The following is a 22299-nucleotide window of genomic DNA, read 5'->3' on the forward strand; positions in this document are numbered from 1 at the left end:
CAGCTGTACGCCTGGACGGGCGTACAGCGGCCCTTTCGTCCCCGTCAGCGAGTGCCGACCGCCGCGCGCACGGCCCGCCGGGCCAGCTGGCAGTCGTGGTGCAGCCGCCGCAGCAACAGCCGCTGCTCCTCGCCGGACGGCGCAGCACCAGGGTGGGCCGAGCCCGGTGCCGCCGGGGCCGGGTCGTGCATCGAACGCTGCACGGCCGTCTCATATGTACGGATCTCACGGGTCAGCACCAGCATCAGGTTCACCAGGAAGGCATCCCTGGACGCCGGGCCCGCCGACTGGGCGATCTGGCTGATCTGGCGACGAGCCACCGGTGCGTCCCCGAGCACCGACCACAGCGTCGCCAGGTCGTAGCCCGGCAGGTACCAACCCGCGTGCTCCCAGTCCACCAGCACTGGACCGGCTGGTGACAGGAGGATGTTCGACAGCAGTGCGTCGCCGTGGCAGAACTGGCCCATGCCCTGCCGCCCGGCCGCCTGCGCGATGCCGTGCAGCAGCTTCTGCAGGTCACCCAGGTCCCGGTCGGTGAGCAGGCCCAGCTCGTGGTACCGCGAGATCCGCGTCGCGTAGTCGAGCGGGGCGTCGAAGGTGCCCGCCGGCGGCCGCCAGGCGTTGAGCCGGCAGATCGCGCCCAGCGCGGCTCTGATGTCCGCGCGCGGCGGTGTCTCGGCCGGGTGCCGCTGGAGTGCCGCCACCCGCCCGGGCATCCGCTCGATGACCAGGGTGCAGTTGTCCGGGTCCGCCGCGATCAGTCTCGGCACCCGCACGGGAGGGCGGTGCCGGACGAACGAGCGGTACGCCGCTATCTCGTGCTGGATCCGCTCGGACCAGGCGGGGGAGTGGTCCAGTAAACACTTGGCGACGGCCGTGTTGCGACCCGTCGTACCGACCAGGAGCACGGACCGGCCGTTGCGGCGCAGTACCTGCACCGGGGCGAACTCCGGGCAGATGCGGTGCACCGACGCGATGGCGGTGCGCAGCTGCGCGCCCTGGGGGCCGGACAAGTCGAGTCTTCCGCTGAGCGGTTGGGCTCCGAGAACCGCGCCGCGCCGCGCCCTGCCCGCGCCGAGCACGGGGGCCGCCGGCCGCGCGGGGGCGAGGTAGGGGCCACTGTCCGCGGGACGCGGGTGCAGTGACCGGGGCGGTGCGGACACGGAGGACGATGCTGCGTACATGGGCGAGACAGATCCCTTCGTGTGCCTGCGACGACTGCGCCCCACCCGGCCCGGACTCCCGGGAGCATCCTGGGGAATGTCCCTGCGGCGACCGGGTCGGGGTGGCGCGTTCCTACCTGACACCGGATGTCCGGTGGCACACCATCTGGCGAACCCTGGCGAACCCTGGCGAATAGTCGCCCGGCAAGTCTCCCCGGGCTACTGTCAACTCAGCCGAGTACCTGGGGGCTTGATGTGAGCGGACAACCCAACACCCGTCTCTCGGACCTGTTCGGCCTGGCCGGCTGGTCGAAGGGCGAACTCGCGAGGCTGGTCAACCGGCAGGCGGCGGCCATGGGCCACCCCCAGCTCTCGACCGACACCTCCCGGGTGCGGCGTTGGATCGACACGGGAGAGATCCCGCGCGATCCGGTGCCGCGGGTGCTGGCGGTTCTGTTCACCGAGCGTCTCGGCCGTGTCGTGACCATCGAGGACCTCGGTCTGGTCCGGCACGGGCGTGCGGGGAAACGGCAGGGCGGCGGGAGCGCGGAGCCTCCCGACGGTGTGCCGTGGGCGCCCGAGCGGACAGCCGCGGTCCTCACCGAATTCACGGGAATGGACCTCATGCTCAACCGACGCGGCTTGGTGGGCGCGGGCGCCGCGCTCGCCGCGGGATCCGCACTCAGCAGCGCCATGTACGACTGGCTGCACACCGACCCTGCCCTGGCTGTCGACGCTCCCGACCTCGACCAACCCCTGCACGCCGACCCCGCCGGGTTCGACCGCTACGAGGCCGCCCCCATCGGGTCGCAGGAGATCGAGGAACTGGAGCGCTCGGTCGAGGTGTTCCGCGCCTGGGACGCCGCCCGCGGCGGCGGGCTCCAGCGCAAGGCCGTGGTGGGCCAGCTCAACGAGGTGGGCGGCATGCTCGCCTACCGTCACCCACCCCATCTCCAGCGGCGCCTGTGGGGCGTCGCCGCCAACCTGGCCGTCCTCGCGGGCTGGATGTCGCACGACGTCGGCCTGGAACCCACGGCCCAGAAGTACTTCGTCATCGCCGCGCACGCGGCCCGGGAGGGCGGGGACCGGCCCCGCGCGGGCGAGGCGCTCTCCCGTGCGGCCCGGCAGATGGTCCATCTGGGCAAGCCGGACGAGGCCCTGGACCTGATGAGGCTCGCCACGTCCGGCTCGGGCGACGACGTGCTGCCCCGCACCCGGGCGATGCTCTGCACCATCGAGGCCTGGGCGCAGGCCGCCATGGGCAAGGGCCAGGCGATGCGCCGCACGCTCGGGCAGGCGGAGGACCTGTTCGTCTCCGACAAGGCCGACGTACCGCCGCCGGACTGGATGCAGACCTTCAAGGAGGAGGATCTCTACGGCATGCAGGCCCTGGCCTACCGCACGCTCGCCGAGTTCGATCCGGGTGCGTCCGCGCATGCCCAGCACTACGCGGAGAAGGCGCTGGCCCTGCGGGTCGACGGCCGGCAGCGGTCGAAGATCTTCGACTATCTGTCGATGGCGTCGGCCTGCTTCATCGCGGACGACCCCGAACAGGCGGACCGGTACGCGCGGTTGGCCCTGGTGTCGATGGGATCCAACTCCTCCCACCGCACCTGGGACCGCCTGCGCGAGATGTACCGGCTCACCGCCGAGTACTCCGGCTACCCGAGGATCCAGGAACTGCGGGAGGAGATCAAGCTCGCCCTGCCGAAGACGAAGGGCAGGGGCGGCAACAGCGCGCGGGCCTGAGTGTCCTATGACGTGACCTTGGCGACGAGCACACAGGCGTTGTCCTCGCGTGCGCTCTCGCCGAACTCCTGGACGAGTGTCTGTACGCAGTCCTCCGCGGTCCGGTTCCCGGTCAGGCGCGGGGCCAGATCGAGGAGGAGGTTCGCTGCCGCCGCTCCGGTGTGCCCGGGCACCAGCCCGTCGGTGTGCAGGAGCAGCAGGTCGCCCACTTCGAGGGTCTCTTCGGCCTGCCCGTAGACGGCGCCCGAGGTGGCGCCGAGCAGGACGCCGTCCGGTGTGTCCAGCGCGCGCCCCGTACCGTCGCGGAACAGCAGCGGGGCGGGGTGTCCGGCCTGCGCCCATATCAGGGTGCGGGTCCCGGGCCGGTAGCGGCAGCAGACGGCGCTGCCGAGGGCGGGTTGCACGGTGGCGTCGAGTAACTGGTTCAGCCAGGCCATCAGCTGTCCCGGCGGGGCGCCGGCCATCGCCATGCCGCGTACGGCGCCGAGCAGCATGGTCATGTTCGAGGTGACACCTACTCCGTGTCCGGTGAGGTCGCCGACGCTGAGGAGGGTTTCGCCGTCGGTCAGTTGGAGCGCGTCGTACCAGTCGCCGCCGATCAGTGTCTTCGTGGAGGCCGCCAGGTGGTGGGCCGCGAGGTCGAGGGTTCCGGGGCCGCGGTGCGGGAGCCGCAGGGAGCCGCGCCACGGCGGCAGCACGGCCTCCTGCAGCTCGACCGCGAGCCGGTGTTCGGTCTGCGCGGCCTGCCCTCGGTGGTGGAGCGAGTCACGGGTCTCGCTGACCATCCGCTGGCTGCGGCGCAGTTCGCTGACGTCCCGCAGCACGGCCCACATCGAGGCGGTGCTGCCGTCAGTGTCGAGCACCGGTTCGCCCATCATGTGCACGGTCCGGACGCCGCCGTCCCGGCGGGCGATGCGGAACTCGCCGTCGATGGGCCGGGCGTCGACGAGGCAGTTCGTGACCATCGCCGTCAGCTTCGGCCGGTCCTCGTCGAGGACCAGGGACGGCATCTCGTCGAGGGTGAGCGGCGGAGCCTCGGGGTCGCGGCCCAGGATCCGGTAGAGCTCCCCGGACCAACTGGCCTCGTCCGTCAGCAGGTTCCACTCGGCGCTGCCGACCCGGCTGAGCAGCGAGCCCTGCGGGGGCGCGGCGGGTTCCAGGGGGGCCGTCGCGGGCGGCGGGCCGTCCCGCAGCTGGGCCAGGTGCTCGTCGAGGTCGTTGAGCTGGTGCAGGGCCAGGTCGTACAGGGCGCGCTGCCAGCGACCCCGCGGGTGGTCCGATCCGTCCCCCTCGGCGTCGCGCCGCACCGCGTCCATATCGCCCTTCAGCCGCCGCGTCTGCGTAATGAGCGCGTCGACCGAGCCGCGTCCGGGCGGCTGGGCGGCTGGACGGTCCGCGGAGAGGTGGGACGGCATGACGCACTCCGATGCGGGGACGATTCGACCAAGGCGGACGGAGGGACCGTTACGACTGTCGCACAGCCCGCGACGCCCTGTAAGGGATTCGGCAACACACGATACGGTGGTGCTTCTGGCATATGCCACAGTCTCACGGAGTTACTCCGAGGTAGGCGCGAGGTGTGCCGCTCGGTTGCCCAAGTCGTAGGTTACACAGGGCATTTGACGACCCGTGGGTAACGTTGCGTCTGAGGGCCGCGCACGTTCGACGGCCTTGTGTTCGAGACCTTCAGTACCGCAGGACCCCGGCGATGCCGTCCGCCTCGCCGAGCGCGCCGTCCGGTACGAAGCGGACGTCGGCGCCCGTCTCCAGGCACTGCTCGACGATCTCGTCCACGATGTCCTCGCGGGAGTCGAGGTCGCCGGACTCGGCGAGGATCAGATGGTCCCCGGCGTCGCGGACCGTCACGCGGTAGTTCTCCTCCACGGCCAGCAGCCGGACACGGCCGACCCGGGCGCTCTGCCACAGCTCGTCGACCCCGGCGGCGAACTCCCGCCGCCCGCGGGCCGTTTCGAGGGCGCGGCTCACGGCGTCCGTGCTCCTGAGGGCCTCCGCCTCGATCACCGGCCGCATGGCCTGCCACACGGCCTCGGGCGTCCCGTGGGCGAGCCCGCCGTGCGGCACGTGCACCCCGCCCTTGGCGGCGCCGCCGACCTCGTCCAGCAACGAGAGTGCGGCCGGCTCGCCGGTGACGTACAGCCGTCGCGGGTGGTCGCGCAGGACGCTGCTCAGCGCGGTGTCGGTCTCGCGCAGGAACTGGCGGGTGCGTTCCTCCCGGAAGGCGCTCGGCAGGTCCCCGATCCGCTGCTGCCGTTCCGGATCGAAGTTCTCCACGCGTCTGGTCAGCGGGAAGCCGCCGACGCGTGCCTCGGTCACGCGGTCGACTCCGCCGTTCCACAGCGTGACGCGGTCCGCGGCGAGCGACAGCACCCAGAACGGCCGTCCGGCCGTCTGGGCGGAGACGAGGTTGCGGGTGAGGAAGGTGTCCGAGAGGACCACGCGCTCGGGCACGGACCGGGCGAGCGACCACACCTGGTGCTCACCGGGAGCCGCGAAGATGACCAGGCCGTCCTCGGCGTGCGTCAGGTCGACCTCGGACAGCGCCCGGTCGAGATGCCGGGCGACCTCGGTCCGTCGGTCCCGGCTGACCGCCGGATCGGATTCCAGCTGCCTCTTGGCCTCGGCCACCACGTTGCGCAGCCGGACCTGGTCCTGGGCGTTGTAGGGCTCGCGCCGGTGGATCGGCGTCAGCACGGAGACCGCGGGGTAGGGGCGCGGGCGCCGCAGTTCGGCAAGGGTCGCGGGACTCAGAACGTGCTCCATGACAGCACGATAGAGCCGATTCGGGATTGGGGCATTTGGGGCAATCGGTTCGCCGGTTCGAGTGCCCGTGCGCGCGTTCGCGGGGGCACGCTGGGGGAGGAGGTGGCAGTCGATGGCACGCCTGGTGGTGGACGGCGCGGAGGTCGTGGTCCGGCTCGCGCTGCGGGAAGGGCTGTCGGCCCGGCGCCGGGAGGTGCGGGTGCCGCTGGCGGAGGTGCGTTCCGTGCGTGTCGAGGGTGACTGGTGGCGCGGTCTGCGCGGCACGCCGTTCGGCGGGCGCTGCCGTCCCGGCCGGTGGTGCGTGGGGGAGCGGCTGCACCCGCTCGGCCGGGACTTCGTGGCGGTGCGGGCGGGCGTTCCCGTCGTGGTCGTGGATCTGCGGCGGCCGGTGCCGTTCATCCGTCTCGCCGTCTCCGTCGTGGACGCGGAGCAGGCCGCCGAGGCGCTTCGGCGACGCTCACGAGAGTGAGGGTGCTGGGTGCGCCGTCCCGGAGCGGATCCGTGCTCTCACTCGGTGTCGTGGTCGGAGCCGCAGGAGCTGCCGTCCGGCGGGAGAGTGCCGTACAGCAGGAAGGCGTCGACCTTGGCGTGCACGCACTTGGAGGACCCGTAGCCGGTGTGGCCCTCGCCCCGGTTGTCGAGCACCACGGCGGACGAGCCGAGCCGCTCGGCCGTCTCCACCGTCCACCGGTACGGCGTGGCGGGGTCGCCCCGGGTGCCGACGAGCAGCATCCGCGCCGTGTCGACGTCCTTCACCTCGTCGCGTATGAAGTCGGTGCCCTTGGGGCGGCCGTAGCACAGCAGCACCTGGGTGAGCCGGTACCGGCCGAAGACCGGTGACGCCTGCTCGTACCGGGCGCGCAGCCGGCCGAGGTCCTTGGTGACCTGCGCGGCGGCGGGGCGGTCGGGATCGTCCGCGCAATTGACCGCCATCAGCGCCGCCGGCAGGTTGTCCAGGGGCACGTCCTCCGGGTCGACGAGTCCGCGGTGCTTGCCCCGCAGCGGCGGCAGCGTGACACCGCCGGACGCGAAGGCCTCCAGACCGCGCGTGTCGCCCTCCTCGAGCAGCTGGGCGACCGCCCGCTGCAGCGAGGGCCACAGCTCCCTGCTGTAGAGCCCCTGCCCGAGCGCGCCCGCGAAGTCCTGGCCGGAGAACGCCTCGCCGAAGTCCGTCGGCACCGGATCCTCGTCGAGCGACTCGACCACCTGTACGACATGTTCCCTGGCCTCGCGCGGATCCTGCCCGAACGGGCAGGCGATGTCCTCCGTGCACCAGGTCAGGAAGTTCTCCAGCGCGGTCTGCTGTCCCCGGGCGCTCACCATGCCCTGCTCGGACAGCGGCTCGGTCAGCGTGTCCACGCCGTCCAGCGCCACCCTGCCGACCTTCTCGGGGAACCGGGCCGAGTACACCGCCCCGAGCCGGCTTCCGTACGAGAAGCCCAGGTAGTTGAGCTTGTCGTCGCCGAGCGCGTCGCGTATGACGTCCATGTCGCGTGCGGCGTTCACCGTGCCCATGTGGCGCAGGACGGGGCCCGAGTGCTCGGCGCATTCGGCCGCCGCCGCGCGCAGTTTCTCGAGCACGGCCTGCGGATCGGCGGCCTCGGCGTTGCCGTCCGTCGCGTCCAGTGCGCCGGTGGAGGCGTTTCCGCAGCTCACCGGGGCGGAGCGGCCGACGCCGCGGGGGTCGAAGCCGACGACGTCGTAGCCGTTCGTCAGGCCCATGAAGTGTTTGCCGCCGAGGGCGAGTTGGGTCACGCCCGGGACGCCCGGGCCGCCGAAGTTCAGCAGCACCGAGCCCCGGGACTTGCCGGTGGCCCGGTAGCGGGCCAGGGCGAGATCGAGAGTGCCCTTGTCGGGCCTGGCGTAGTCGAGCGGGACGGTGACCTTGCCGCACTGCAGGTCCTTCGGCATGTCCATGCCCTGGCACGCCGACCACGTGACCTTCTGGTCGTAGAAGCGCGCCAGGCCGGGCGGGGAGTCGCCGGCCGCCGGCAGGCCCGCGCCCAGCAGGGCCAGCCCCGCCACGCCGGTGACCGCGCAGCGCCGGATCGAGAGGTGCGTGGACAGCTTGGCCAGCATCAATGCCTCCAGGGGCGCCCCACAGCGGACCGGGAACCGGCGCCCTCGCCCACCATAAGCGGGCCCCGGAAGCAGCGCCTCCGGGCGGGTGGGGCCGCTCGAAGTGCCTGATGGCGCGCGGCTTCGTCCCGCATACGAAGGGCTTTACCGCTAGTTCGACAACCGGGCCGCTCGATGGAGTGAAAGGCCGATAAGCCATAACTCGGATCGTGCGCCTCGCGTTCTATCCCGTGCGGGTGAGTGCCCGCGACGATGTCTGGAAGGCAGGGAACCTATGAATCGGGTTACCCGAAACGGTGTGATCGCCGTCGCCGCCGCCTCGGGCGCGATGGCCATGGCCGTCCCCGCGTACGCGGATTCCGCGGCGGACGGATCGGCGGCCGGTTCGCCCGGGGTGGTGTCCGGTAGCACCATTCAGTTGCCGGTGCATGTCCCGGTGAACGTGTGCGGGAACACGGTGAACGTGGTGGGGGTCCTGAACCCCGCCGCGGGCAACAGTTGCGCGAACAAGGGCGACGGGCGGGTGGGACGGCCGGGCAAGTCCGGCGGTGCGGTCGCCGACGGCAGCGGAAAGGATTCACCGGGCGTGGCCTCCGGTAACGGCGTACAGCTGCCGGTCGATCTCCCGGTCAACGTCACCGGCAACAGTGTGAACGTGGTCGGCATCGGCAACGCGGCGGCAGGCAACGAGTCCTCGAACACCCCCGGCGGTCGGCCGGTCCGCCCCCACCACCCACCGAAGCCGACGGCCCCGAAGCCGTCCGTTCCGCCCCGGGCGCACCCGGCCCCCGACCCCGCCCCTGCCCCGCACACCGCGCCGCAGGCCACGGGTGTCCTCGCCCACACGGGCTCGGACCACACCCTGCCGGTCGTCGCGGCGAGCGCGGCGCTGGTGCTCGGGGGTGTGGTGCTGCGCCGGCGCTTCCGCCCGGCCGCGGACGACTGACCGGACGGCGCACAGCCGCGCTGACGCGGCGGAGGCCTGGCGGTCCCGCCGGGCGTCGGCACGCGATACCGCTCCCGGGCCCGGAAACGGCCGCGCCCTGCGGCCCGCCGATCGGTGGCAGGCGACACCGAACGGTCCGGGCCCGGGAGCGGCGACGACGTCCGGGCCCGCCGCACACCCGTGCGCGGGCGCGGCCGTTGTCCGGACGATCGGACCCGGCGGGCGGCCTCGGCCGCGTCGGGGCCGTAAGGGCGCCGTCCGTGGCGCCGGGTGCGCGCGGCGCGTGGGCACGGCGGGCGGGAACCCCCGGGGCGCTCGGCGGACCGGTGTCGTCACACCGGCTCCGCCACCCCCGTGAGCAGCACCATCCCGGAGTCGCCGTGGTCCGGCATGGTGGGGTCGGTGTCGATATGGGTTACATCCAGGTCGCGGGTCAGTGGGGTGAAGACCTCGGTGACCGTCGTCGGGTTCACCGGGCAGCCCGGCCAGTGGGACGCCGGGCCGATGCGGTAGGTCGGCAGGTTCTCCATGAAGGCGGCGACCAGGTGGCCGCCCGGCGTGACCGTGCGGACGAAGGTGCGGCAGAAGTCGGCGAACTCGGCGAAGTCCTCCGTGGCGCCCTCGGCGACGAAGTGCATGGAGGCGAGTTCGTAGAAGCCGGGCGGCAGACTCCGGACGTCGGCGTGGACGACGTTCACCGGCGCCAGCGCCCCGGCCAGGGTCGCCGGCACCTCGGGGTTGAGCTCTCGGCACAGCGCGTGGAAGGGGAGCCAGCTCGCGTCGAGGCGGTGACAGATCTGCTCCTGGAGATAGGCGACGCTGCTCGCCCCCGCCTCCACGGCGTCGATCCTGCGGCACGCGGCGGACGCGAGGATCAGCGGGTAGAGGTTGGGGCCCGCCCCGAACTCCACGGAGCGCGCGATGCCGCCGGGTGGGAAGCGCCGGTAGAAGGTGCTGTGGTGCGCGATGATCGCCGCGTCCGAGGGCCGCACCTCGCGGTAGTTCTCCGCGAGGTAGTCCGCGACCGGCCAGCGGTCCCAGTCCACGTCGTCGTTGTGCGTCGTCATGGCCGTTCAGCCCCTTCAGCCGCGGCGGGAAACGCTCGCGGACATGCGCCTCCCCTCTTTGGGGAGAACGAGGCGGGACGCCTGGTCCAGTTGAATTCGATCGTAGATTCGCCCATGCGGCCCTGCATCTCGGGCGCGCGGGGGGATCCCGGGGCGGCTCAGCCGCGCCCGCGATGGAACCGTACGTGCAGATCCCGGATCCGTTCCGTCAGTTCGGGTACCGGACCGTCCACGGTCACACCGGGTGCGACCTCGTGAACGGGGAGTGTCCGCACCGGTGGCGCCGGGACTCCCAACTCGCCCAGCCAGGATACGAGTTGCTCGGACGAGGCGACGTAGGCGATGCGTCCCAGACCGACCCAGGCGTGCGCCGCCGCGCACATCGGGCAGTGCTCGCCGGAGGTGTAGACCGTGGCCGCCGCCCGCTCCTCGGGCGTGAGATGGGCGGCCGACCAGCGCGCCAGCTCGAACTCGGGGTGCCGGGTGCGGTCGCCCGAGGCCACGCGATTGCGGTCCTCGGCGAGGACCGTGCCGTCCTTCCCCACCAGAACCGAACCGAACGGTTCGTCCCCGTCGTCCAGTGCCTCGGCCGCGAGCTCCACGCAGCGGCGCAGGTGAGGCAGTTCCGTGTCCTTCACGGCCATGGTGCCGGGCCCTTCCTCGTGACGAAGTGATCAACAGGACTGTACGGCGGGATCGACGCCGACCGCCCCGGATATCCCATCGGATGTCACATCCACGCCCGTCCGATCCGTCGCATGGTCATGACGACGAACGAGAAGAAGACGAACGAGAAGAAGACGAACGAGAAGAACCAGAGCATCCTCCTCGCCGGCGCGAGCGGTGTCCTCGGCCGGCACATCACCCACGCGCTCACCGAGGCGGGCCACAAGGTCACCGGACTCGGCCGGAGCCCGGACAACGGCATCCGCGCCGACCTCATGGACCGCGACGCACTGCTGGGCGCCGTCGACGGACACCACTTCGACACCGTGATCCACGCCGCGACCGCCCTGCGCAAGCCCCCGATGCGCGACCGCGACATGGACGCCACCGACGCGCTGCGCACCCAGGGCACGGCCCACCTCGTCGAGGCGGCCCACGCCACCGGTGCCCGCCGCTTCGTCGCGGAGTCGATGGTCTTCGGCTACGGCTACGGAGATCACGGCGACCGCCCGCTCACCGAGGACGACCCCTTCGGCCCGCTCGGCGGGACTCCGCGGCTGGAGCGGCACATCGCCGGCATGCGGACCAAGGAGCGGCTCACCTTCGAGTCGGAGGCGCTGGAGGGCATCGCGCTCCGCTTCGGCCTGTTCTACGGCCCCGGCGGCACCGACGCCCTGCTGCCGCTGCTGCGCAGGCGGCAGTTGCCCCTGCCCGGCGACCGCGACCGGGTGCTGCCGTGGGTGGAGCTCACCGATGCCGCCCGCGCGGTGGCCGCCGCAGTGGAACGGGGCCGGCCGGGGCAGGCGTACAACATCGCGGACCGCACCCCGCTCGGCTTCCGCGCCCACCTCGAGAGCGTGGCCGGGGCGTTCGGGCTGCCGAAGCCGATGACCGTGCCGCTGTGGCTGATGAAACCCATGTCGTACGCGCACACCGTGATGGCGTCGCGGCTGCGGGTGTCCTGCGCCAAGGCGGAACGCGAACTGGGCTGGACCCCGCGGTACCCGTCCAGCGGCGAGGGGCTTGCCGCGATGCGGTCGACGGGCCGCTGACGCCGGGGGAGCACCGGCCGATGCCGCTCAGGTGTGGCTCAGGTGCGGCTCCGGTGTGCCGGGCCGTCGGGCCGCGGCACACCGGGTGCCAGGTGATTCCTGGTGTCGCGCACGTACCGTCGATACACCGTCGTCGCTGCGCCGTCGGTTCAGCGGCCTGCCTTCGAGCGGTCCAGCGCGGCGACGCCGAGCGCGGCGAGGCCGATCTGGATGAGCCATTCGACCCAGTCGACACCCTTGGTGTCGGCCACGCCGAACGCTCCGGCGAGTGCGGAGCCGATCAGCGCGGCGATGATGCCGACGACGATCGTCCACAGGATTCCGATGCGCTGACGGCCCGGGACCACGAGCCGGCCCAGGACGCCGATGACGATGCCGATCACGATGGCACTGATGATGCCGTCGACTTCCATCTCCGCCCCTTCTCCTCAGGACCCCCGCTGCAGTGCGTGTGCCCCCGGGCGGCCGGGACAGTCCGGGTCCCGTGCCTCGTAGCCGTTCGCGGCGCGGGCGCGGACACGAAAGGGCCGGTCCGGGATCGCGGACCGGCCGTCGTTTCCGTCCGGCGGGGCTACGGCTTCGGGGAGGCCTTCGCCGCGGTGCCGGCGCACACCAGACCCAGGAGCACGGCCAGTGCACCGATGATGATGTTGTTCCACACGACCCCGGCATCCGGGCTCTCGCCGACGATCCACGGCGAGACGATCATCCACACCCCGAGGGCGCACATGGCCCAGCTCAGCCCGTACATACGCTCCGGAGCGCGAGTGAACCCGAGTGCCAGCATGCCGATCGCGATGCCCATGATCAGGTTGTGCGTCACGAGCGACGGCTGGCTGGTCGTGTAGTGGACTATCCACGGGGAGGCCGCGCAGTACAGACCCAGCAGGAACACCGGGCCGTCCACGAGCGCCACATCGCGACCACCGAGCATGCGGGCGTACCGATCCCGCATCTCGGAGGCATCAGGGTGGCTGGTGATGTCACCTCTGGTGGGCGAGACGTTGGCCATGACTCGTCTCCTTCGTCTTACAGGGCGACCGCGTCTGGTGGGGTATGCGGTAAGCGCCGGGTACGCACATTCTGCTCTTATTTTTCCTTTATGTGTAGAGGTTGTGCGGGGGGTACGGACTCCTACCGGGCGGTACATGTCCGGGCGGATCGCGGGCAACAGAGCGGATACGGCAGTGACCGATCGATGTCGCCCGGCGGGCGACGCAGGACAGCGGAGGGCGGCGGACATGTCTACGGCGATCAGCGCGAAGGTGTTGGAGCGGTTCCCGGCGGGGGCCCCGCGCGGATCGTGGCCGGCGGAGGAGTACGCGGCACGCTGCCGCGCCGAAGGCGAGCCCGCCACCGTCGTGATGGACCTGGAGTCGGACGCCTTCCTCGTGGTGGTTCCGTCGGACGACGACGCCTGACGGAGGCCGAAATCCGGGGTCCGGGATACGAGATGGGCCGCACGTTCCTTGACGGTCCTCGGCTCCCGCTGCGACGATCCATGGCATGACCATGCGACTGGACCTCACGCGGCGACGCCACGTCGACCTCGCACGCGTCTCCAGCGCTTCCTGTCGCGCCGCAGCCTGAGCCTTCCGGCTCGCAGCCTCCTCGCACGCCTGAATTCGTCGCTCTGTCACGCCCTTTGCATGCGGCTGACCGCGGCTGACCACAGCTGACCGCGGCTGAATACGGCGTCCACGAATGCGGCTCTGCCGCGCGCAGTCGCGCCTTCTCCCGGAAAGAGAACCCATGGCCACCGTCCTGTCCGTCTCCGGCAGCCCTTCCGCCTCCTCCCGCACCAGCCGCCTGCTGCGCCACCTGGACGAGCGGCTGGCCGCGCAGGGCCATGACGTCATCCCGCTCGATGTCCGCACCATCCCCGCCGAGGCCCTGCTCGGCGCGGACTTCCGGCACCCCGCGATCGTCGAGGCCACCGACCTGTTCGCGCGGGCCGACGGCATCGTCGTCGGCACGCCCGTCTACAAGGCCTCCTACTCCGGTGTCCTCAAGGCCCTGCTGGACCTGCTCCCGCAGTACGCCCTCACCGGCAAGACCGTGCTGCCGCTCGCCACGGGTGGCAGCATCGCCCACGTCCTGGCCATCGACTACGCCCTGCGCCCGGTGCTCACCTCCATGGGGGCGGCCCACACGGTGCAGGGCTGGTTCACCCTCGACAAGGACCTCACCGTGCAGGACGACGGCTCCCTGACCGTCGCGCCGGCCGCCGCCGAGGCACTCATCCAGGTGGTGGACCAGTTCTCCGCGGCGCTCGGCCGCACCCCGCTGCTGGCCGTGGCGGGCTGACACCTCCGGCCCTCCAAAGATCAACCCCGGAGCCCGACTTCGGCGTCCTGGTCACCAAGAGGCAAGCCCTGCCCCTTGGTGACCGGGAGGTACACGCGCATGAAGCAGCGGACCGCACGCACCGTCTCATTAGCCTTGGCCCTGGCGTTGTCCGCCGGAACGGCGGCACTCGCCCCGTCCGCACACGCGGCACAGTCCGAGCACGGCCACGAGGCGACCCGAACCGCCCTGCGGGACCTGGTCGAGAAGGGCGGACTCCCCGGCGTCGCGGCCAAGGTCCGTGACGGCAAGGAGAGTTGGTCGGCCGTGTCCGGACACGCGGACACCGGCACCGGCCGCAAGCGTTCCCCCGCCGACCACTTCCGCGGTGCCAGCATCACCAAGACGTTCGTCGCGACGGTCCTGCTCCAACTGGAGGCCGAAGGCAGACTGAGCCTGGACGACACGGTCGAGTCCTGGCTGCCCGGCCTGGTTCAGGGCAACGGCTACGACGGGAACAAGATCACCCTGCGCCGGCTCCTCAACCACACCAGCGGCATCGCCAACTACACCGACGACCCCGCGTTCATCCACGGCGCCGCCGGCCCCGGCTTCCCGGAGCACCGGTACGACACCCACACGCCCGAGGAACTCGTGGCGCTCGCGCTGAAGTACCCGCCGCTGCCCGACCCGGAGAGGGCGCCGGTGTACTCCAACACCAACTTCGTCATCGCGGGGATGGTCATCGAGAAGGCGACGGGCCGCTCGTACGCGCGGGAGATCACCCGTCGCGTGATCCGGCCGCTGAAGCTGCGCGGGACGTCCTTCCCCGGGACGTCGCCGAAGATGCCGAACCCGCACCCCGTCGGCTACTCCCGGCTCCATGAGGAGGCCCCGGACGCCGAGATCCATGACGCCACCGAACAGAACATGACCTGGCTGGGCGCGGCCGGCGACGTCATCTCCACCAGCGGTGACCTCAACCGGTTCCAAAGAGCTCTGCTCAAGGGCGAGTTGTTGCCGCCGGCCCAGCTGAAGGAGATGCTCGACGAGGTCCCGGCGGGGGGCGGCGTCGGGTACGGACTCGGAGTCGAGTTCGCGGAGCTGTCCTGCGGGGTGAAGGTCGTGGGCAAGAGCGGCCGCACCAACGGATCCCTGTCCGCGATGGTGGGCACACAGGACGGCAGGCACCAGATGACGTTCAACATCAACGGTGACTGGCTCCGGAACGGATCGCTCTACGTCGATGTGATCGAAGCGGAGTTCTGCGGCAAGGTCCCGTCCCGCACCGGCACACCGCGGAGCGACAGGCCGCTCCTGCCCCGGCTCGGTTAAGCCGACGCCAGCGACCCGAGGTGCCTCCGGCGTGCCTCGGCCGTCTGGCCCTGCACCAGGAGGAACATCCCCTCGCGGGCCAGCCGCTGCGCCCGGCTGTCCAGGGCCATGGACCGGCCGCCCCCGGCCACGACCGCCGCGGTCGTGGCCGCGCGCATGAGGTCGTACGCGCGGGTCTTCACAGCCAGGCGTTCGGGGACGCACTCGTGGGGGACCGGGTGGTCGGCCAGCGCATAGGCCTCCCGCCGCACTTCGTCGAGCCGGGCCCGCAGTGAGTGGGCCGTGTCCTCGCCGTCCGAGGCGGCCGCCACCAGGTCCAGTGCCGCGTCCGCCACCCCGAAGACGGCCGGACTGGCGTTGGCGGCCCTGGGCAGGTCGACCAGGGCGAACTCCTTCTGCGGCACGCGCAGCACGACGGCCTCGTCCGGCACCCACAGGCCGTCCAGTTCCAGGGAGACCGTACGGGCGGCGGTGAGGGCCGCGAGCCGCATCGGCGCCGACGGGGACAGCCCCGGCTGCTCGCGGGCCTCGGCGAGGACGAACACCACCTCGGCCGTGTCCGTCACACCGGCCAGCAGCATCACGTCGTTCAGCCCCCAGCCCGTGAACCAGGGCACCGTTCCCTCGAAGCGCCAGCCGCCCCGCTCCGGCACCGCCCGCACGGGGACGCGGGGGAAGGCACGGACATGGGCGAACGCGATACCGGCCATCACCTCGCCGGTCGACAGCGGACGCAGGAGCTTCTCGCGGACGGGCGAGTCGTAGGTGGCGAGCAGCTTCACCGGGGTGTGGTGCTGTGTCTGCACGAACCAGGTGGAGCAGCACGCCCCGGCCAGGATCTCCGCCGTCTCCCGCGCCACCTCGACGGGCGCCTCCGCTCCGCCGTACTCCTTCGGCGCGCCCACCCCGAGCAGCCCGGCCCGCTTCACCGCCTCGATATGGCTTTCCGGCACACCCTCCTGGTCGACACGCTCGGCGTGCGGGACGAGGAGATCGTGCGCCAGTCGCTGTGCGCGGGTGACGAGGGGATGGGGTGTGGTGGTCATGGGAGAAATTCTCTCGGTCGCGCGGCGCGGGGTGTCGATCCGGGGGCGTGTCGTTCGTGTAGGAGGTGCAAGGACACCCCGACATCCCCATACCCCGAGAGTCCGACAGTCCGACACAAGGACGCCATGGAGGCCGTCATGAAGTACTACCTGCTCAGCGTGATGCAGCCGGTCGGCGGTCCGCCCGCCATCGAGGTCCTCGAAGAGATCGGCAAGAACCTCGACGCCTTCCACCAGGAACTGCGCGAGGCGGGTGCGTGGGTCTTCGCCGGAGGACTGCACGGCCCGGAGTCCTCCACGGTGCTGCGGCCCCGCGACGGCGACGTCCTGATCACCGACGGCCCGTACGCCGAGGGCAAGGAGATGCTCGGCGGCATCTGCCTGGTCAGGGCACCCGACCTGGACGCCGCCCTGGAGTGGGGGCGCAAGGCGGCCCTGGCCACCACCCTGCCGATCGAGGTGCGCCCCTTCATGGGCGGCGCCGAATGACGGGTGTGGACGTCGAGGCGGTCTTCCGCGCCGAGTACGGCCGCGCGGTCGCCGTCCTGGTCCGCTTCCTCGGCGACATCGACCTCGCCGAGGAAGCGGTCCAGGACGCCTTCACCACGGCGGTGCGGCGCTGGCCGGAGACGGGCGTCCCGCCCAGCCCGGCCGGGTGGATCATCACCACGGCCCGGAACCGGGCCGTCGACCGGCTGCGCCGCGAGTCGTCCAGACCGGCCCGGCACGCCGAGGCCGCCCTGCTGCACGCCTCCGGCGCACCGCCCGAGGAGGGCCCCGTGCGCGACGACCGGCTCCGCCTGATCTTCACCTGCTGCCACCCCGCGCTCTCCCTCCAGGCCCGCGTCGCCCTGACCCTGCGGCTGCTCGGCGGGCTCACCACCGCGCAGCTCGCCCGCGCCTTCCTCGTACCGGAGCCGACGATGGCCCAGCGGCTGGTCCGGGCGAAGGCGAAGATCCGCGACGCCGGGATCCCGTACCGGGTGCCCCGCGACGCGGACCTGCCCGACCGGCTCGGCGGGGTCCTGGCCGTCGTCTACCTGATCTTCAACCAGGGGTACGAGGGCGCGCCCGACCTGTGCGCCGAAGCCGTCCGGCTCGGCCGCCTGCTGGCCGGTCTCATGCCGGACGAGCCCGAGGTGACCGGTCTGCTCGCGCTGATGCTCCTGGTCGAGGCGCGCCGTGACGCCCGAGTGGACGACCAGGGCGAACTGGTGCCGCTGCCCGAGCAGGACCGGGCCCGCTGGGATCATGACCTGATCACCGAGGGACAGGCACTCGTCCGCCGCTGCCTGCGCCGCGACCGGCCCGGGCCCTACCAGATCCAGGCCGCCATCCAGGCCGTGCACAGCGACGCGCCGACCGGCGACGCCACCGACTGGGACCAGATCCGGCAGCTCTACGACCAGCTCATGACCCTCGCCCCGAGCCCGGTCGTGGCCCTGAACCGAGCCGTCGCCGTCGCCGAGACCGACGGCCCCGAGCCTGCCCTCGACCTCGTGGACGCACTCGACCTCGACGGCTACCACGTCCTGCACGCCGTCCGCGCCGACCTGCTGCGCCGCCTGGGCCGCGACACCGAAGCCGTACGGGCGTACGACGCGGCCATCGCGCTCGCGGAGAACCGGGCGGAACGCGCGTTCCTCGACCGCCGCAGGGAGACGCTCGTACGACGGCGCCGGGCGGACAGCCCTGTCACGGACGAGCGTCGAGCTCCGTGAGCACGTCGAAGTCGAGACCGTCGGCACGGGCCAGGTAGATGCGCTGGCGCACATGACCGTCCCGCAGGTGCAGCAGCCCGCGCGGGCCCTCGTACGACACCGCGCCCGCCGCCGCGCCGATCGCCGACACATCCAGCGTCCCGGCCCTCCTCAGCAGCGCGGCCAGCAGCAGCACGCCCTCGTAGCAGGATTCGCCGAGGCTGCCGAGGGCGGGCGCCTCGACGCCGTAGCGGGCCGCGTACCGCCCGTGGAAGTCGAGGGTGTCCCGGTTGGCGAGCGAAGCGAAGAAGCCGGCCGTGCTGTAGAGGTCCTCGGTGGCCGCCGGGCCGCTCGCCATCAGCATGTTCTCGTCCATCAGCGTGCTCAGCCGCAGACAGCGCGTGTGCAGACCGTATGCCGCGAACGCCCGGTTGAAGCGCACCGCGTCGCTGCCGACGAGCAGCATCAGCACCCCGTCGGCGTCCGCGCGCTCGACGCGGCGCAGCACTGGCTCGAAGTCGTCGGTGCCGAGGGGGAGATAGGCCTCACCGGCGACACACCCGCCGGACGCGCGGGCGTACGCCCGGGCCGCCCGTGCCGTACACCGAGGCCACACATAGTCGTTCCCGACGACGAACCAGCGCCGCACCCCGCGCTCCTGCGCCAGCAGGTCCATCGCGGGCCGCAGCTGATCGCGCGGCGTCTCGCTCGTCAGGAACACGCCCGCCGTGTCCTCCCCGCCCTCGTACAGCGCCGTGTACACGTACGGGACGCGGTGGGCGATCCTCGGCGCCAGCGCCTGCCGCACCGAGGAGATGTGCCAGCCCGTGACGCCCTGCACGACACCCAGGTCGACCAGCGCCTCGACCTGGCCGGCGACCTCGTGCGGCGGGCCCGAGCCGTCGACCGGCACCAGCCGCAGCTCCCTGCCGAGCACGCCGCCGTCCCGGTTGACCTCCTCGGCGGCCAGCCGCGCGCACAGTTCGCACGTCGGCCCGAAGATCCCGGCCGGCCCCTGCAGGGGAAACACGAGAGCCACGCCGAGCACGGAGTCGTCGGCCGTGAACCACTCGGGCGCGGGGAGGTCGTGCCGGAACATGGCGTCATGATTCCGGCTCCGTCAGACGAACTCCAGTGCGTCTCTTACGATGGACGCACCTCTGAGCCAGGGCCTGTCGTTTGGATCAGGTCGCAGGGAATCGGCAGCGGCTTGTCATCGCCGTGAGCGGGTCTGGTGCGTGCAGCTGCAAGGCGGAGGAGGGAATCGACGCGATGGGGGTCCCTCCCGCGCGAGCGGAGCCGAGCGTGGGGGAGTCGGTGAGTGAAGACAACGCGGCAGATGTGCGTGCCAGACCCCGCGTCTGCGGCGTGATCCGAACGACAGGCCCTAGGAGCGGCATGCCCACCCCAACTCCGCGTCGGTCCGACGACCTGGTGCAACTGCTGACCCGGGCCGAGCGGCTCGCGGCGCGGCGGTTGCGGGCCGTGCTGGAGGCGGAGGGCTGCTCGCTCGACGCGTGGCGGGTGCTGGTCCTGCTGTCCGACGGCGAGGGGCACCACATGACGGCGATCGCGGAGGCCGCCTTCCTGCCGCCTCCGACGCTGACCAAGCTGGTCGACCAGCTCGTCGACCAGAACCTGGTGCACCGCCGGGTCGACCCGTTCGACCGCCGCCGCATCCTCGCCCACCTCACCCCGCGCGGCCGGGAGTTCTGGCAACGCGTCGACCGAGCGGTCCGCGCCGGCCGGCCCACGCTCGGCGACGGCGACGACGAACTGCTGCGGTCCCTGCTGGACCGACTCGCGGCGACGCTGGCGGAGTCGGCCCCCGTGCGAGCCCTCGACAGCCCCGAACGCGGATGACTGGTCTACACCCTTGACTGGTACAGACCAACGCGGTTGAGTGTGCCTCCACACCCCCCACCACGGCCGCCCCCACGCCGTGACCGGCCCGGCCGGCACGTGCGCCAAGGCCCTGCTCCGCCCTGCCCTGCCGGGTGCGGCCGTGCTCCGCAAAGGAGTCGATCCCGTGTCGAGACGCCGTCTGTCCGCCGTCCTGGTCACCCTCGCCCTCGCGGGCACCGCCCCGGTGCTGCTGCCCGCCTCGAACGCCTCCGCCGCCGCGTGCTCCAGCTACCCGAACTGGGTGGCGGGCAAGTCGTACGCGGCCGGCGACATCGTCCGCTACACCGACGGCAAGGCGTACATCGCCGAGCACGCCAACCCGGGCTACGACCCGGTCATCAGCACCTGGTACTGGGAGCCGTACGCCTGCGACAGCGGTCCGGGCACGCCCAACGCGCGTTTCGTCGTCAACGAGGCGCAGTTCAACCAGATGTTCCCGAACCGGAATTCCTTCTACACGTACAGCGGGCTCACCGCGGCCCTGAGCGCCTACCCCGGCTTCGCCGACACCGGCAGCGACACGGTGAAGAAGCAGGAGGCCGCCGCCTTCCTCGCCAACGTCAGCCACGAGACCGGCGGCCTGGTGCACGTGGTCGAGCAGAACACCGCCAACTACCCGCACTACTGCGACTGGAGCCGGCCCTACGGCTGTCCGGCCGGTCAGGCCGCCTACTACGGGCGCGGCCCGATCCAGCTGAGCTGGAACTTCAACTACAAGGCCGCGGGTGACGCGCTCGGCATCGACCTGCTGAACAACCCCTGGCTGGTGCAGAACGACTCGGCCGTCGCCTGGAAGACGGCCCTGTGGTACTGGAACACCCAGACCGGCCCCGGCACCATGACCCCGCACAACGCCATGGTGAACGGTGCCGGCTTCGGCCAGACCATCCGCAGCATCAACGGCTCCCTGGAGTGCGACGGCAAGAACCCGGCGCAGGTGCAGAGCCGCGTCAACAACTACCAGCGGTTCACGCAGATCCTCGGGACGTCACCCGGCGGCAACCTCTACTGCTGACGCCGGACCTCAGGGCGTGGTGTCATACGGAATGTCATGCACCTGATCAGTCTCTCCAGCTGGTCAGTCTCGATCGGTCCTGATCCGTCCGACGAAGGGCATCCCTCATGCGTCTGCGCACCCCCCACGCCCTGCTCGCCACGACCGCCGCGCTGGCCGCCGCGGTCGTGGCCCCGCCGCCCGCCACCGCCACCTCCACCGCCGCCGCGGTCCCGGCCCCGGGCACGTACTACGTCCAGAGCGCCACCACCGGGCTCAACGCGGCCGACAGCGGCGGAGCGGTCGAGCAGCACAGACCCCGCGGCAACGAGGACCGCCAGCAGTGGCGGCTGAAGGCGAACGGGTCCTCCTCCCTCCTCGAGAACACCGACACACCGGGCACCTGCCTCGGCCGCAACGGCGACCAGGCCGCGACCGTCGCCTGTACGAGCGCCGACGCCGCCTGGGAGATCGCCCCCGCCGGAACCGACCGCTACACGCTCAAGGCCCCGGGCGCCGCGCGCCACCTCACGGTGGCCCCCAAGCCGTCCGACGCCACCTACCCCGCCCGGCTCGCTGTCGGCGGGGCGGGCGACCTCGCCGCCTGGTACCTCACCCCCGTCGACCCCGCCACCGGCCCCATGCCGCCGCAGGAGCAACGGACCCTGGACCAGGTCACGTTCCTCACCTCGCACAACGCGTACGCCAATGGCGTCGACGGCGGCTTCGCCCCGCCCTTCGTCAACCTCGTGCCCAACCAGACCCGCGGTATCGAGCGGCAACTCGCCGACGGAGTCCGCGGATTCATGCTCGACATCCACCAGACCCCGGACGGCGCGATCCTCTGCCACAACAGCTGCACCCTCGTCAGCAGGCCGGTCGCCCTCTGGGTCGACCTCCAGCGCATGGTGGACTTCCTGAAGGCCCACCCCGACCAGTTCGTCACCGTCTTCCTGGAGGACTACGTCGACCCGGGCGTCCTGCGCGCGGAACTCGCCCGCGTCAACGGCCTGTCGGACGTGCTGTACCGGCCCGACCGCACCGGCGTACGGCAGAGCGGCTGGCCGACGATGGCGGACCTGGCCGCCGCCGGCGACCGGCTGCTGATCTTCACCGACCACAGCCGCTCCGCCGACCAGGCGGCGGGCCTGACCCGGGACAGCTTCGGCGTCATGTACCAGCGCGAGTGGACCGTCGAGAACTACTGGTCCATGGGCTCGGGCCTCGGCTCCTCCGACTGGTCCTGCTACAGCCGCTGGTACGACGCCGGCACGAACATCCCGCTGACCCGCACCGAACCCGGTTTCCGCCCGCTGTTCGTCATGAACCACTTCCGCGACGCCGGACTCACCGCCACGGCCACGACGGACAACACCAAACTCGCAGACCGCGCCCGGCGGTTCTGCCAGCCTGCCGCCCGCAAGAAGCCCAACTTCCTCGCCGTGGACCACTACGACCGGGGCAATCCCGCCACCGCCGTCGCCACGCTCAACTCGTACACCTATCCGTAAAACGGTTCCACCGGCCCGC

23 protein-coding genes are annotated in these 22299 nt (G+C 71.8%); 13 read left to right on the forward strand and 10 right to left on the reverse strand.

The window, feature by feature from the left end; genetic code table 11:
* Positions 1-44: 44 nt before the first annotated feature.
* A complete protein-coding gene (locus ACFT4A_RS23770; RefSeq protein ID WP_382833165.1) occupies positions 45-1184 on the reverse strand; it encodes an aminoglycoside phosphotransferase family protein in 1140 nt (379 codons plus the stop codon).
* Positions 1185-1418: 234 nt separating this feature from the next.
* Here ACFT4A_RS23770 and ACFT4A_RS23775 point away from each other — a divergent pair, with 234 nt between their 5' ends.
* A complete protein-coding gene (locus tag ACFT4A_RS23775; RefSeq protein ID WP_382833167.1) occupies positions 1419-2912 on the forward strand; it encodes a hypothetical protein in 1494 nt (497 codons plus the stop codon).
* A 5-nt stretch (positions 2913-2917) separates the two neighbouring features.
* On the opposite strand, the gene ACFT4A_RS23780 is transcribed toward ACFT4A_RS23775, so the two are convergent.
* On the reverse strand, positions 2918-4327 hold the full coding sequence (locus ACFT4A_RS23780) for a PP2C family protein-serine/threonine phosphatase (protein WP_382833169.1): 1410 nt from the start codon (positions 4325-4327) through the stop codon (positions 2918-2920).
* Positions 4328-4598: 271 nt separating this feature from the next.
* A complete protein-coding gene (locus ACFT4A_RS23785; protein WP_382833171.1) occupies positions 4599-5693 on the reverse strand; it encodes a chemotaxis protein in 1095 nt (364 codons plus the stop codon).
* Positions 5694-5805: 112 nt separating this feature from the next.
* Here ACFT4A_RS23785 and ACFT4A_RS23790 point away from each other — a divergent pair, with 112 nt between their 5' ends.
* Positions 5806-6162: a hypothetical protein gene (locus ACFT4A_RS23790; RefSeq protein ID WP_382833172.1), complete on the forward strand. Its 357-nt coding sequence runs from the start codon at positions 5806-5808 to the stop codon at positions 6160-6162.
* 38 nt (positions 6163-6200) lie between these two features.
* Here the strand turns inward: ACFT4A_RS23790 and ACFT4A_RS23795 are convergent, their stop codons facing one another.
* The gene (locus ACFT4A_RS23795; protein ID WP_382833174.1) at positions 6201-7772 is read right to left on the reverse strand and encodes an alpha/beta hydrolase; all 1572 of its coding nucleotides are present in this window, start codon (positions 7770-7772) and stop codon (positions 6201-6203) included.
* A gap of 274 nt (positions 7773-8046) precedes the next feature.
* Here ACFT4A_RS23795 and ACFT4A_RS23800 point away from each other — a divergent pair, with 274 nt between their 5' ends.
* Positions 8047-8718 (forward strand): chaplin, encoded by a 672-nt coding sequence (locus ACFT4A_RS23800; RefSeq protein WP_382833176.1) that lies wholly within the window; start codon positions 8047-8049, stop codon positions 8716-8718.
* Between the two features lie 332 nt (positions 8719-9050).
* Here ACFT4A_RS23800 and ACFT4A_RS23805 read toward each other — a convergent pair whose 3' ends face one another.
* Both ACFT4A_RS23805 and ACFT4A_RS23810 read right to left on the reverse strand, forming a co-directional pair.
* Positions 9051-9785 carry a class I SAM-dependent methyltransferase gene (locus tag ACFT4A_RS23805; RefSeq protein WP_382833178.1) on the reverse strand — a complete coding sequence of 245 codons (735 nt, stop codon included), beginning with the start codon at positions 9783-9785 and terminating at the stop codon, positions 9051-9053.
* Positions 9786-9943: 158 nt separating this feature from the next.
* Complete coding sequence (locus tag ACFT4A_RS23810; RefSeq protein ID WP_382833179.1) at positions 9944-10429, reverse strand: nucleoside deaminase; 486 nt, start codon at positions 10427-10429, stop codon at positions 9944-9946.
* Between the two features lie 114 nt (positions 10430-10543).
* Here ACFT4A_RS23810 and ACFT4A_RS23815 point away from each other — a divergent pair, with 114 nt between their 5' ends.
* On the forward strand, positions 10544-11503 hold the full coding sequence (locus ACFT4A_RS23815) for an NAD-dependent epimerase/dehydratase family protein (protein ID WP_382833181.1): 960 nt from the start codon (positions 10544-10546) through the stop codon (positions 11501-11503).
* A gap of 149 nt (positions 11504-11652) precedes the next feature.
* Here the strand turns inward: ACFT4A_RS23815 and ACFT4A_RS23820 are convergent, their stop codons facing one another.
* Positions 11653-11916: a GlsB/YeaQ/YmgE family stress response membrane protein gene (locus ACFT4A_RS23820; protein WP_184595905.1), complete on the reverse strand. Its 264-nt coding sequence runs from the start codon at positions 11914-11916 to the stop codon at positions 11653-11655.
* Positions 11917-12074: 158 nt separating this feature from the next.
* Positions 12075-12515 carry an SPW repeat protein gene (locus ACFT4A_RS23825; RefSeq protein WP_215123874.1) on the reverse strand — a complete coding sequence of 147 codons (441 nt, stop codon included), beginning with the start codon at positions 12513-12515 and terminating at the stop codon, positions 12075-12077.
* A gap of 229 nt (positions 12516-12744) precedes the next feature.
* Here ACFT4A_RS23825 and ACFT4A_RS23830 point away from each other — a divergent pair, with 229 nt between their 5' ends.
* The 4 genes from ACFT4A_RS23830 (at position 12745) to ACFT4A_RS23845 (ending at position 15124) form a co-directional block, all read left to right on the forward strand.
* Positions 12745-12924: a hypothetical protein gene (locus tag ACFT4A_RS23830; RefSeq protein ID WP_189725354.1), complete on the forward strand. Its 180-nt coding sequence runs from the start codon at positions 12745-12747 to the stop codon at positions 12922-12924.
* A 91-nt stretch (positions 12925-13015) separates the two neighbouring features.
* The gene (locus ACFT4A_RS23835) at positions 13016-13093 is read left to right on the forward strand and encodes a putative leader peptide (RefSeq protein ID WP_351405193.1); all 78 of its coding nucleotides are present in this window, start codon (positions 13016-13018) and stop codon (positions 13091-13093) included.
* Positions 13094-13255: 162 nt separating this feature from the next.
* Positions 13256-13810 (forward strand): NADPH-dependent FMN reductase, encoded by a 555-nt coding sequence (gene ssuE / locus ACFT4A_RS23840; protein WP_382833183.1) that lies wholly within the window; start codon positions 13256-13258, stop codon positions 13808-13810.
* A 99-nt stretch (positions 13811-13909) separates the two neighbouring features.
* Positions 13910-15124, forward strand: a complete 1215-nt coding sequence (locus tag ACFT4A_RS23845; protein ID WP_382833185.1) for a serine hydrolase domain-containing protein — start codon at positions 13910-13912, stop codon at positions 15122-15124.
* Here ACFT4A_RS23845 and ACFT4A_RS23850 read toward each other — a convergent pair.
* Positions 15121-16170: an acyl-CoA dehydrogenase family protein gene (locus tag ACFT4A_RS23850; RefSeq protein ID WP_382833186.1), complete on the reverse strand. Its 1050-nt coding sequence runs from the start codon at positions 16168-16170 to the stop codon at positions 15121-15123. The two genes, ACFT4A_RS23845 and ACFT4A_RS23850, sit on opposite strands and share 4 nt — an antisense overlap.
* Before the next feature lie 138 nt (positions 16171-16308).
* Between ACFT4A_RS23850 and ACFT4A_RS23855 the strand changes: the two genes are divergently transcribed.
* Together ACFT4A_RS23855 and ACFT4A_RS23860 are read left to right on the forward strand one after the other, a co-directional pair.
* Positions 16309-16659: a YciI family protein gene (locus ACFT4A_RS23855; protein ID WP_382833188.1), complete on the forward strand. Its 351-nt coding sequence runs from the start codon at positions 16309-16311 to the stop codon at positions 16657-16659.
* Entirely contained in the window at positions 16656-17891 is a 1236-nt protein-coding gene (locus ACFT4A_RS23860) for an RNA polymerase sigma factor (protein ID WP_382833190.1), read from the forward strand. Before ACFT4A_RS23855 ends, ACFT4A_RS23860 begins: the two co-directional genes overlap by 4 nt.
* Here ACFT4A_RS23860 and ACFT4A_RS23865 read toward each other — a convergent pair.
* Positions 17866-18969, reverse strand: coding sequence for a substrate-binding domain-containing protein (locus ACFT4A_RS23865; protein WP_382833192.1), 1104 nt, complete (start codon positions 18967-18969; stop codon positions 17866-17868). The genes ACFT4A_RS23860 and ACFT4A_RS23865 overlap by 26 nt on opposite strands.
* A 299-nt stretch (positions 18970-19268) precedes the next feature.
* On the opposite strand from ACFT4A_RS23865, the gene ACFT4A_RS23870 reads away from it, so the two are divergent.
* From ACFT4A_RS23870 to ACFT4A_RS23880, 3 genes are all read left to right on the forward strand, one after another.
* Complete coding sequence (locus tag ACFT4A_RS23870) at positions 19269-19733, forward strand: MarR family winged helix-turn-helix transcriptional regulator (RefSeq protein ID WP_382833194.1); 465 nt, start codon at positions 19269-19271, stop codon at positions 19731-19733.
* Between the two features lie 166 nt (positions 19734-19899).
* Entirely contained in the window at positions 19900-20790 is an 891-nt protein-coding gene (locus ACFT4A_RS23875; RefSeq protein WP_382833196.1) for a glycoside hydrolase family 19 protein, read from the forward strand.
* Positions 20791-20903: 113 nt separating this feature from the next.
* A complete protein-coding gene (locus tag ACFT4A_RS23880) occupies positions 20904-22280 on the forward strand; it encodes a phospholipase (RefSeq protein WP_382833346.1) in 1377 nt (458 codons plus the stop codon).
* Positions 22281-22299: the final 19 nt, after the last annotated feature.

This window comes from Streptomyces sp. NPDC057099 (assembly GCF_042671245.1).
Classification (GTDB): domain Bacteria; phylum Actinomycetota; class Actinomycetes; order Streptomycetales; family Streptomycetaceae; genus Streptomyces; species Streptomyces purpurascens.

Bases quoted from the DNA above. Each gene is read 5' to 3' on its own strand.
- ACFT4A_RS23770 (WP_382833165.1), bottom strand. From the start codon at position 1,184: ATGTACGCAGCATCGTCCTCCGTGTCCGCACCGCCCCGGTCACTGCAC.
- ACFT4A_RS23780 (WP_382833169.1), bottom strand. From the start codon at position 4,327: ATGCCGTCCCACCTCTCCGCGGACCGTCCAGCCGCCCAGCCGCCCGGA.
- ACFT4A_RS23785 (WP_382833171.1), bottom strand. From the start codon at position 5,693: ATGGAGCACGTTCTGAGTCCCGCGACCCTTGCCGAACTGCGGCGCCCG.
- ACFT4A_RS23790 (WP_382833172.1), top strand. From the start codon at position 5,806: ATGGCACGCCTGGTGGTGGACGGCGCGGAGGTCGTGGTCCGGCTCGCG.
- ACFT4A_RS23795 (WP_382833174.1), bottom strand. From the start codon at position 7,772: ATGCTGGCCAAGCTGTCCACGCACCTCTCGATCCGGCGCTGCGCGGTC.
- ACFT4A_RS23800 (WP_382833176.1), top strand. From the start codon at position 8,047: ATGAATCGGGTTACCCGAAACGGTGTGATCGCCGTCGCCGCCGCCTCG.
- ACFT4A_RS23805 (WP_382833178.1), bottom strand. From the start codon at position 9,785: ATGACGACGCACAACGACGACGTGGACTGGGACCGCTGGCCGGTCGCG.
- ACFT4A_RS23810 (WP_382833179.1), bottom strand. From the start codon at position 10,429: ATGGCCGTGAAGGACACGGAACTGCCTCACCTGCGCCGCTGCGTGGAG.
- ACFT4A_RS23815 (WP_382833181.1), top strand. From the start codon at position 10,544: ATGGTCATGACGACGAACGAGAAGAAGACGAACGAGAAGAAGACGAAC.
- ACFT4A_RS23820 (WP_184595905.1), bottom strand. From the start codon at position 11,916: ATGGAAGTCGACGGCATCATCAGTGCCATCGTGATCGGCATCGTCATC.
- ACFT4A_RS23825 (WP_215123874.1), bottom strand. From the start codon at position 12,515: ATGGCCAACGTCTCGCCCACCAGAGGTGACATCACCAGCCACCCTGAT.
- ACFT4A_RS23830 (WP_189725354.1), top strand. From the start codon at position 12,745: ATGTCTACGGCGATCAGCGCGAAGGTGTTGGAGCGGTTCCCGGCGGGG.
- ACFT4A_RS23835 (WP_351405193.1), top strand. From the start codon at position 13,016: ATGCGACTGGACCTCACGCGGCGACGCCACGTCGACCTCGCACGCGTC.
- ssuE (WP_382833183.1), top strand. From the start codon at position 13,256: ATGGCCACCGTCCTGTCCGTCTCCGGCAGCCCTTCCGCCTCCTCCCGC.
- ACFT4A_RS23845 (WP_382833185.1), top strand. From the start codon at position 13,910: ATGAAGCAGCGGACCGCACGCACCGTCTCATTAGCCTTGGCCCTGGCG.
- ACFT4A_RS23850 (WP_382833186.1), bottom strand. From the start codon at position 16,170: ATGACCACCACACCCCATCCCCTCGTCACCCGCGCACAGCGACTGGCG.
- ACFT4A_RS23855 (WP_382833188.1), top strand. From the start codon at position 16,309: ATGAAGTACTACCTGCTCAGCGTGATGCAGCCGGTCGGCGGTCCGCCC.
- ACFT4A_RS23860 (WP_382833190.1), top strand. From the start codon at position 16,656: ATGACGGGTGTGGACGTCGAGGCGGTCTTCCGCGCCGAGTACGGCCGC.
- ACFT4A_RS23865 (WP_382833192.1), bottom strand. From the start codon at position 18,969: ATGTTCCGGCACGACCTCCCCGCGCCCGAGTGGTTCACGGCCGACGAC.
- ACFT4A_RS23870 (WP_382833194.1), top strand. From the start codon at position 19,269: ATGCCCACCCCAACTCCGCGTCGGTCCGACGACCTGGTGCAACTGCTG.